Below are 8,464 nucleotides of genomic sequence, written 5' to 3'. Positions count from 1 at the left end.
TTTTTTTTAGATAGATTAACGAAGATAGATAACTTTGAACAATAATACAGCTAAGATAGCAGCAAGAATTGGGGCTACAACTGGTACCCAAGCATACCACCATTTAGAATCCCCTTTGTGTTCTCCCAAGATAGACTTTGGAAGGAAGGCATGGACCAAACGAGGACCAAAGTCACGTGCAGGGTTCAAACCAGGTCCAGTAGGACCTCCAAGTGACGTAACAAGAGCCATAACAAGGAATCCAAGAGCCAAGTGAGCAATTCCTAAACCTGAAGCATGTGCTTGTGATAAAGCCAATTTTGCTGCTGATGTGGTAGCATCAAAGACGCCTCCTTGTTCAGCAGCAGCTTTTTGAGCAAGACCTGCAACTTCTGCACCAAAGAAATGTTTCGTCAAGCCGAGGGCACCAAAGAAAAGGACGAATGATCCGGCAAACTCGTTGATGAAGCCATTAATTGTAGCAGCCTTGCGTGATTCAGGAGTTCCTTTATCCAAACTAGAAATCGTTGAGAATGTTCCTAAGATGTTGTTAGGATTTTCAGTTTGGATGTAGTATGGACGGTGAGTCGCAACGACAACCAATTGTCCAAACATAGCTCCAAGAAGTTGAGCAACGATGTATGGTAAAACATTTGCCCATGGGAAGAGTCCGCTAACTGCAAGTCCAAGAGTGAAGGCTGGGTTAATGTGGTTCCCTGAAACATTACCGAACATCAAGGCTGGAATCATTACTCCCATCCCATATCCGATCGCAATGACAAGCCAACCGCTTTGATGACCTTTTGTTCCTTTTAATTCGACGTTTGCAACTGCACCATTTCCGAGGATAAGCAGCAAAGCCGTTCCAATAAACTCTGAAAAGAGTTTAACACTAAAATCAAAATCCATGATTCTAATAATCTCCTTTATAAATTTTATACCAATCCATTCTATCAAGTAAATACTAACTTGTAAAGAATTTTTAAAAATTTTATTTCAATAGATGAGAATAAAGTTAGTGAATTTCTATCAGTAATGAGGGCTCCCTGCTACCCAACCGGTGCAGAGGGCGGATGTGATATTAAAACCGCCTGTATGGGCATTGATATCGAGGACTTCTCCTGCAAAGTGGAGTCCAGGAACGAGCTTGCTTTCTAGGGTTTTAGGATTGATTTCTTTAAGGCTGACACCGCCCTTGGTCACAAAGGACTTGGCTAGAGACATCTTCCCAGTGACGGGGATAGGCATCTCTTTGATCTTTTGGATGAGCTCTTCTGTCTGATTAGGAGTGAGTTGCTTGGCTTTTTCAGGGAATCCTTGCGCCAAGAAATCAGCTAACCGTTCAGGAAGAAGGGTTTTGAGGCTATTTTTAATCGCCTTTTCTCGATGCTCTTCTAGAAAGTCTTTTAACTCTTGAGAAGAAGTGGTCGGAAGGAGGTCCAGAGATAAGATTTCCCCGCCTTTAACAAAGCTGGACATCCGAAGGGCTGCAGGGCCAGAAAGTCCAAAATGGGTAAAGAGAAGGTCGTGTGTGATGATGTGTTTACCGTAGCTGAGGGTCACATCTGTCAGAGAAATGCCTTGGAGAGCCTTGTGTGGAAAATCTGTCAAAAGAGGACTTTCTGCCGCTTCTAGATCCGTAATGCTATGCTTGAAGTGGCGGGCAATATCGTGTCCGTAGCCGGTAGAGCCAGTGGAAGGGTAGGATTTGCCACCAGTTGTGACAATCAGCTTGTCAGCTGTCCATGTTTTTTCAGCAGATTTGACGATAAAGACGTCTTCTGGCTTGGTGACAGAGACCACTTCACAGTTGGTGGCAATGCTAGCACCTAGCTCAAGGATCTTATTCTCTAAAGCTTGAATAATGGTGCGGGATTGATCACTAACAGGAAAGACCCGACCATGATCTTCGACTTTCAGCTTGACGCCATTATCGGTGAAAAATTGGATGATATCATGATTATCAAATTGGGAAAACACACTGTAAAGGAAACGGCCATTTCCAGGGATACCGGCCATCAAATCGTCTAAGGTCCCGTTGTTCGTGACATTACAGCGGCCTCCTCCGGTACCAGCGAGTTTCTTACCGAGCTTTTTATTTTTTTCGATCAGTAGCGTAGGTTGGCCATAAGAGACGCTGGCAATGGCCGCCATCATACCTGCTGGGCCACCACCGATGACAATGGTGTGAAAATGAGTCATGTAGATCCTTTCATGGTAACTTAACCGTTTTTGGTTTCATTGTATCATAAAATGGATGTCATGAATCAAAATAGTAGCTTCAATTTTTGGTAATTTGTTTTATTTTTTTAGAAAAAAGCTTGCAAATTTTCCGAAAAGGAGTAAACTGATAGGGATAAATGGATGTTTACTTCTAAGTAGACAGAAGCGAGGATATGAATCCTTATTGGAAATGATCTATAAAAAGGGAGATGAAGATGAAATTATATGTACAACTGACGATTATTTTCACGATTTCATTAATTGGTGAAATCATTTCGGATGGGTTGCACTTACCAATTCCTGGGAGTATGATCGGGCTGTTGATCCTATTTTTATTATTGCAGTTTAAATTATTACGCATGCGCCACGTCAATATGGTAGGAAATTTTTTGTTAGCTAACATGACGATTCTGTTTCTTCCCCCTGCGGTCGGTATCATGGATAAATTCCATGTGATTGCTCCTTATCTATTTCCGATCATGTTGATTCTAGTTGGAGCCTTGGTCATCAATGTGGCTTTAATTGCAATCGTGGTTAGTTTTATAAAAAATCGTTTTGAAGGTGATTATCCAGAAGGGGGACGCAAGCATGGCTAATTTTGCGAGTAATCCTTTATTTGGGATTGTCTTATCTATTTGGGCTTATTTGATTGGAATGTTAATTTTCCGCAGGTATCCCCATCCAATAACAACGCCACTTTTAGTGGCTACAGTAATCGTTATCTTATTCTTAATGATTACAGGAATTTCTTATAAAGATTACTATGTCGGTGGTTCCCTGTTAAATCAGTTGATTGGACCATCGACAGTCGCTTTGGGGATTCCTCTCTATAAAAGTTTCCATTTGATGAAGCATCATGCACGGAGTATTCTGATTGGCTCGACAGTGGCAGTTATTGTGAATACGATTTTTACAGCCTTGATTGCGAAAGCATTTGGAATGAAGTACTTTCTAGCCATTTCGCTCTTTCCAAAATCGGTTACGACTGCAATGGCAGTTGGGATTACTGAAAAAATGCAAGGAATTACGACCATCACTCTTGTGGTAGTTGTAGCAACTGGATTATTAACAAGTGTCTTGGGTCCAACGATATTGAAACTGTTAAAAATAAAAGATCCAGTAGCTATTGGGTTAGCCCTTGGAGGAACTGGACATGCAGTAGGAACAGGGACAGCGTTTAAGTATGGTCATGTGGCCGGTGCTATGGCAGGATTGGCAATAGGGATCACAGGAATTTTGTATGTATTCATTAGTCCAATTGTGGCTTCGATGATTTTATCCTAATACATTTTATTATTTTCTGAGAGAGGCTCAAAAAGGGTCTCTTTTATTTTATAGTGAAAGCTTAAAAATCCATCCGGAGTGAAAGAAGCTTTTCATGATTACTATCCAAAGCTTTTCCAAGCGTCTAAAAAATGGTATAATGAACTGTAAATTTCAGAAGTTGGAAGGAATGTCATTACTATGATGAATATGCAAGACTTAATTTAAGATTTTTTAGGTCTTGCCATCTTTAGAAATCCTTATTTTAAAGGATTTAGCATTCAATAAATTTATCAACATTAAGTAATATTACATTATATTGGACAGTAAATGGACAGTGACAGAGTGTTTGAAGGAGAGAAAAAGAGGCCTAAGGGTCTCTTTTATGTTAATTACTTTTATTATTATAAATAATAATAAATCAATTTCAGAAATTATTAAACGTAATATAGTAAGAGTTGATAGAATGAATCTTTCTAAACTTCTAAAAATTAGTTTGAGTATATTACATAACTTTTTATTTGATTATCATTTTATTGAATTATATTTTGATATAATTAATGAAATAAGATAATAAAAGGTAGGAAATATGCAGAAGATAAAAGAGAATACTGCTTTTGAAAAAATTCCTGAGATTTCAAAAAAAATAGAAGAAGTGAAAATCACCTCTTTCTATATGTTGAGCACAGATTTATATAAGATAGACAACAATAAACTAATAGAGATAATTACTAAAAAATTTGAAAATCATCCGGCTACGATTATGACACTAATAGGTACAAAAAATAATACTCTTTTAAAAAAGAAATATAAGCCATGGAAAATTCCCAAAGAGTTGCAACATTTAAAAAACAAAGTGGATGAGAAAACTAATTATTATTTAGACTTATATTTTGCAAGATTAGAAAAAGGAAAACAGAATTGTTTATTTAGTGCTAGATCTATTCAATTTATTAAATTTGTTTTTGCTCCTTTAATAGAAGTGGATAGTGAGGAAGAATTACATTTTTTCTTTGTGACACTCACTGTTTTTCAAAACGGATCAATAGTTATCGAATTATTTGAAGATTTAAGATCATCATTCTATAGATTTGACTTTTTTTATCCAATTACAATGATGAGATGGCAAATATTTCCTGATTTTGAAAAGAGTGATAGAGAGTATTCTTTAAATACTAATCATCAACTTGATGATATATTGAAGTATATAAAAAAAGAGCTCTCATCAATAAATGGGGGATTGAAGTTAACGGAATGTATATTTTGTTTACATTTTGTCACAAATATGGAGCAGATGAATAAAATGGAGTTTTTTAAAGATGATAAATTGTATACTTGGATGGTTAATGCTCCCTACAACAAGAATAATGTATCTTCAAAATCTAGATCAAAAAATTATCTAACAAACTATTATGATTTAACTAATATCAATTACATAAATAAGGGGAGGAATTATATCATATGGCCTAATGATAATTCTAATAATTTTGAAAATAATTTTTTGAGACAAGCCAGTTTCTTTTTATCTTCAGCAATTCCATTCTTTCAGTTAGTTTGTTTAGATGAAACCATTATGGATGGACTAGACAAATTCCAACTTTCAAATGATAAACAGCTAATTAAATTTAACGAGTGGGTTCACGGTTATAAACGATCTTTTCTATATATCTATCGAATAAATCATATTGCTATTTTTGATCTATTTAATCATTTAAAAGAAACTTCTTATTTCAAGCATGATGAATATATAGAAAAAATTAAGCAGGAGGAATATGATTTGTTAAAGGATAGAAATCAATTTAATGAATTACAGAAGAATAGAGTTATGGAAATTATACTTTTCTTTGTTAGTTTGGTCTCTGTTTTACAAGTTGTAGATATTTTTACTAATAGTAAAATAATATATTGATAAGTGCTCTATTCACTATAATTTTGTCAATTAGTATGCTTATTTACAGAAATCGTAAATGATATTTGAAATTTGATAAAATAAATATAAATGGCATCCGAACAGTTGATTTGTGTAACTGTTCAGATGCTTTTCAATTTCTAACAATATTTTTTCGAATACGACATATTGTAATTGATTTTAAATTCTGCCTTTTCTTAAAAAATGATTTGTATTGATTTTAAATAGTATAGTATTTAAAATTATTAGTTCGTTATGAAGATTATCACTTTTTCTGTGTTTTCTTGTAGAAGATTAATGTTATATTACTTAAAAAATGTACTCCAAATATAATTAAAAATAGACATAGAAGCGAATGAAGTTGGATTTTTAAATAATTAAAGCCATATAAAACTGTGACTATTAAAAACAAGTTGAGATCAATTACAGATTCAACATAATGACCTTTTAACGTAGGCTTAATCTTTGTATGACGTAAATTAAAGTAAAAATTTAAGAAATCGGGAAGCTTTTTTAAAAAGGTTGGTACAAAAATTGGTAAAGACAGTTTTATTATTTCAAATGTATTATCATTAGTTTTGTTAAATGTGTAAAGAGTTAAAAGAATAGTAGAACTAATAATTAATGAAACCGTATTTACATAGAATATAAATTTCTTTTTGTCTTTTTTAGATTCATCATTAATTAAAAGTTTGCTAGAATTGGCTTTAATAGTTTTTTTAGATCTGTGCTTAAGAATTTTATTGGTCTTATCTTTTAATTTAAGAACTTTAAATTTAAAACTTCCTTTCCCTTTTTCAATTGAAATATTGTACTTTTTATTTATCTGATAATATAAACTCTTTGAATGATAAAATAGAAAAGAGAATACTGAAATCAGAACAAAAGAGAGAGCCAAGCTCCAAGAAATTGAATTCAAAACATAAGTAGAAATAACTACATCATTAAAATTAGTTCTTGTCTTAGGAAGTAATATTAGTAAACTTAAATAAAAATTATATATAAAAATATTCACAAATCCAGTTATTGCCAGATAGTTTGTGGATTTTGGAGAGATTACACCTTTAAAATATGATACTTGTGAAAGTATATTATCCATAATTGCAGGTACAATTTTAGGTAGTATCCAAAGTAGCATACCTATGCTAGCGAAATTTAACTCATTATGGTGAGATTGGTTTGTATCGTTTATCATCATAGCTATTAATAAAAATACTACAAATCCAGTAATAATGATAATTATCATTATAATCTTAAACTCTTCCTTCTCAATTACCATAATTTTGGAAAGAAAAATTCGGATAAATAGTAATACGTAATAAATCGCCATTATAGCAATTAGTTCATTAAAAATAGTTTTATCAAATTGCAACTGGAAATTTAAAAGGAATACTAACGACAATAAATATGAAAATAGATTTCCAAAAAAATGAGTTTGGTATTTAACATTGGTTTCAATATCTTCAGATTCTAATTTTAAATCTTGTGGAACATATGGAGTGTAGAAAAAAGTTTTTTTATCTCTTTGTAAGTTTGTTCTGGTATATTTTTAAAATTAGTTCTAGTAATAAAACTATTAATAAGAAAGTGATATCCAAAAAATCCAATAACAATTACTAATATAATTAACAAATCTTCTATTCTATCAATAGACTTTTTAAAGTATTGTATAAGACTCAGTATTATAGCTATGTTTGTTAATACTATTATGTCTACTACGAGATAATATATTTTTAAATAATGTCTAAATTGCTTATAATAAACTAGATATGATGAGCGTAAAATAAGACATACTATTAATAGCATTAAGAGAGGTAGAAATTCACCGAGAGTTTTGCCTTTATATGTAATTGATATTAATTCTTTTACTATCTCTATTTCACATATCACAATTGGCAAATAAAACAAAATTCGGTAGATCCTACCCCATAATCTTTCTTCTTGAAAAATACCGTTTAAATATTTACTTGATAAATACCAGAATATGAAGTAATTAATTGACAACGTACTAATAATTGAAATAGTCCAATATAGCCACGTGGGTATTGTCACAGATATAATAGATGTTGTAGCTATAGGTAAAGGTAAAAATATTGTATGAGGAATAGTTATAATATTGATTAGAATTAAGAATGCTATGGGAAACATGAATAGCAGTAATAATGGCTTATTCCAATCATTAATTAGCTTAGTTTTTATTTGTTGAAATGTGATATCTATGAAATTTTTAATCTTTTTCTTTTCCATAACCCCCTCCTATTTATATGAATATCATAACACATTTAATTGGTAAAGTTAATTAGATTTTTCTTAGTAATAGTTTTTTAAATAAAAGGTCATTATTACATTTTTGTGGATAATTGAATGCCCCACCTTACTTAATAATAAATTTCTTATAAAAAACGTCTGTTACAATAGACATTTTTTTGATTTTCCATTATAACAGACATTGACACAATTTTGTAATATTATTTTGGTAAAATAATATTACAAAAGGAGGCGAAGGATATGAAAAAAATTATAAGTGTTTTGCTACTGTCAATAATGGCAGTTCTATTAATTGCATGTTCTAAAAGCAATCAACAATCGTTGGATGGTGAATATTATTGGATATCGGACGAAAGAAATGAATTAGCATTTACTATAAAAGGTAACAAAGGTTCTATTGAGCATGGAGAAGCTGATAACTTTAGTATTGATAAACAGAAGAAAACCATTGAGTTAACTGGACAAGATATTGCAAACAGGACAGAAGAATATTCGTTTAACGATGGAGTCTTTTCTGTTGATATTAGTGGAATGAAACATGACTACTACTTAAAAGGTAGCAGTGCATATAAGAAAGCTCTTAAAGAATTTGGTTATAGATAAGAAAATACACCTATTTTACCGAATAGGTGTATTTTAGTGCTTTTTAGATGATTTATCTATTTGGACTTATCAATTTGTACCAAATAGTTTATATTTCTTACCAAATAATTAAATCAAAAAATTATATAGTACTTTATTCTATAATTGATCCATGAATAATTTAAAAGAAGAAAATATTAGAAGAGCTATCTGGGGGAGAAGCACAACGTGTAGCCTTAG

At 32.1% G+C, this 8,464-nt stretch carries 8 protein-coding genes; 4 read left to right on the top strand and 4 right to left on the bottom strand.

Annotated elements, in window-relative coordinates:
- Window positions 1-15: 15 nt before the first annotated feature.
- Window positions 16-888 carry an aquaglyceroporin Gla gene (gla, locus tag SPADD19_RS08360; protein WP_003003137.1) on the bottom strand — a complete coding sequence of 291 codons (873 nt, stop codon included), beginning with the start codon at window positions 886-888 and terminating at the stop codon, window positions 16-18.
- Between the two features lie 120 nt (window positions 889-1,008).
- A complete protein-coding gene (gene aao / locus SPADD19_RS08355) occupies window positions 1,009-2,181 on the bottom strand; it encodes an aminoacetone oxidase (protein ID WP_061455774.1) in 1,173 nt (390 codons plus the stop codon).
- Window positions 2,182-2,417: 236 nt separating this feature from the next.
- Between aao and SPADD19_RS08350 the strand changes: the two genes are divergently transcribed.
- The 3 genes from SPADD19_RS08350 to SPADD19_RS08335 all read left to right on the top strand — a co-directional run bounded on the left by SPADD19_RS08350 (window position 2,418) and on the right by SPADD19_RS08335 (window position 5,374).
- On the top strand, window positions 2,418-2,798 hold the full coding sequence (locus SPADD19_RS08350) for a CidA/LrgA family protein (RefSeq protein WP_041818372.1): 381 nt from the start codon (window positions 2,418-2,420) through the stop codon (window positions 2,796-2,798).
- Window positions 2,791-3,486 carry an LrgB family protein gene (locus SPADD19_RS08345; RefSeq protein ID WP_003008843.1) on the top strand — a complete coding sequence of 232 codons (696 nt, stop codon included), beginning with the start codon at window positions 2,791-2,793 and terminating at the stop codon, window positions 3,484-3,486. Before SPADD19_RS08350 ends, SPADD19_RS08345 begins: the two co-directional genes overlap by 8 nt.
- A 568-nt stretch (window positions 3,487-4,054) precedes the next feature.
- Entirely contained in the window at window positions 4,055-5,374 is a 1,320-nt protein-coding gene (locus SPADD19_RS08335; protein ID WP_241496554.1) for a hypothetical protein, read from the top strand.
- Between the two features lie 265 nt (window positions 5,375-5,639).
- Here SPADD19_RS08335 and SPADD19_RS08330 read toward each other — a convergent pair whose 3' ends face one another.
- The gene (locus tag SPADD19_RS08330; protein WP_128861621.1) at window positions 5,640-6,620 is read right to left on the bottom strand and encodes a hypothetical protein; all 981 of its coding nucleotides are present in this window, start codon (window positions 6,618-6,620) and stop codon (window positions 5,640-5,642) included.
- A gap of 230 nt (window positions 6,621-6,850) precedes the next feature.
- Window positions 6,851-7,621, bottom strand: coding sequence for a hypothetical protein (locus tag SPADD19_RS08325; protein WP_061455771.1), 771 nt, complete (start codon window positions 7,619-7,621; stop codon window positions 6,851-6,853).
- 261 nt (window positions 7,622-7,882) lie between these two features.
- Between SPADD19_RS08325 and SPADD19_RS08320 the strand changes: the two genes are divergently transcribed.
- Entirely contained in the window at window positions 7,883-8,245 is a 363-nt protein-coding gene (locus tag SPADD19_RS08320) for a hypothetical protein (protein WP_049472622.1), read from the top strand.
- Window positions 8,246-8,464: the final 219 nt, after the last annotated feature.

Origin of the sequence: Streptococcus parasanguinis (assembly GCF_001578955.1) — a bacterium.
GTDB lineage: Bacteria > Bacillota > Bacilli > Lactobacillales > Streptococcaceae > Streptococcus > Streptococcus parasanguinis_U.
Note: the sequence above shows the minus strand (reverse complement) of the source record. Positions and strands in the feature narration are given on the sequence as shown.

Coding starts and splice junctions, on each gene's coding strand:
- gla (WP_003003137.1), bottom strand. CDS start 888: ATGGATTTTGATTTTAGTGTTAAACTCTTTTCAGAGTTTATTGGAACG.
- aao (WP_061455774.1), bottom strand. CDS start 2,181: ATGACTCATTTTCACACCATTGTCATCGGTGGTGGCCCAGCAGGTATG.
- SPADD19_RS08350 (WP_041818372.1), top strand. CDS start 2,418: ATGAAATTATATGTACAACTGACGATTATTTTCACGATTTCATTAATT.
- SPADD19_RS08345 (WP_003008843.1), top strand. CDS start 2,791: ATGGCTAATTTTGCGAGTAATCCTTTATTTGGGATTGTCTTATCTATT.
- SPADD19_RS08335 (WP_241496554.1), top strand. CDS start 4,055: ATGCAGAAGATAAAAGAGAATACTGCTTTTGAAAAAATTCCTGAGATT.
- SPADD19_RS08330 (WP_128861621.1), bottom strand. CDS start 6,620: ATGATAATTATCATTATTACTGGATTTGTAGTATTTTTATTAATAGCT.
- SPADD19_RS08325 (WP_061455771.1), bottom strand. CDS start 7,621: ATGGAAAAGAAAAAGATTAAAAATTTCATAGATATCACATTTCAACAA.
- SPADD19_RS08320 (WP_049472622.1), top strand. CDS start 7,883: ATGAAAAAAATTATAAGTGTTTTGCTACTGTCAATAATGGCAGTTCTA.